Here is a 678-nt window from a genome sequence, read left to right as displayed (position 1 = left end):
CCGCCGGCATCAAGAACCGACAGGCGCGCTTGGTAATGACCCGGTACATCTGGAACCAGGGACGCCCGCAGCTGATCCGATCCCGAAATCTCGGCCACACTCAGGGCGGGCCGCGTCACCAGCGTCCAGGCATAAGTGGCAATGTCTTCAGTGACATCGATCCGCTCAGAGACGTCAAGCACCACGGTCGAACCGGCCTCCGTTGCGACCGATACACTATTGGAACGCGCATGAACCGGCACATCCTGGGCCAGAGAAGTTGCAGCAAAAAAGAAGACAGAGCAACCGCAGACAGAATCCGACAAAGCATAGCACCAATCCCATTAATCAATATCCCCACGCAAATGGATACAGCCCCGTCGACGAGAAGCAAGAGATTCGTGAGTGACGTCGCCAAAGCGCAAAGCTCATGGCGGTGAGCGCTACACTGTTTGGGATTTGGCATCTGGCGCTTGGTTCTGCGTATGGTGTGACCTACGAAGGTGGCGTTCTAGCATTGGTTGGCGGTGGATTTGTTTTGGGCGTGTTCTGGACGTTTGTCGCCTTTCGAACGGGTAAGACGGGATGGACGACAATTGCCCACATTCTGACCAATATTGCAGCATTCACGGGTTTGATTGCTTCGAACTTCGTAGGATAGATTGCCCTTCCCATGGTTTTGATGAGATCAAGCAAAAC

Annotated in this window: 2 protein-coding genes; one reads left to right on the top strand and one right to left on the bottom strand. The window is 54.3% G+C overall.

All coding sequences use genetic code 11. The features are described 5' to 3' along the window. Nucleotides 1–305 (bottom strand): hypothetical protein (locus ACW9UQ_RS18700; RefSeq protein ID WP_458932489.1); only part of this gene is annotated, 305 nt, incomplete at its 3' end. Nucleotides 306–409: 104 nt separating this feature from the next. Between ACW9UQ_RS18700 and ACW9UQ_RS18695 the strand changes: the two genes are divergently transcribed. After that, on the top strand, nt 410–640 hold the full coding sequence (locus ACW9UQ_RS18695; protein ID WP_458932488.1) for a CPBP family glutamic-type intramembrane protease: 231 nt from the start codon (nt 410–412) through the stop codon (nt 638–640). The last annotated feature ends 38 nt before the right edge of the window (nt 641–678 follow it).

This window comes from Halovulum sp. GXIMD14793 (assembly GCF_054457435.1).
This window is presented reverse-complemented; position numbering and strand designations above follow the sequence as displayed.

Bases quoted from the DNA above. Each gene is read 5' to 3' on its own strand.
- ACW9UQ_RS18695 (WP_458932488.1), top strand. From the start codon at position 410: ATGGCGGTGAGCGCTACACTGTTTGGGATTTGGCATCTGGCGCTTGGT.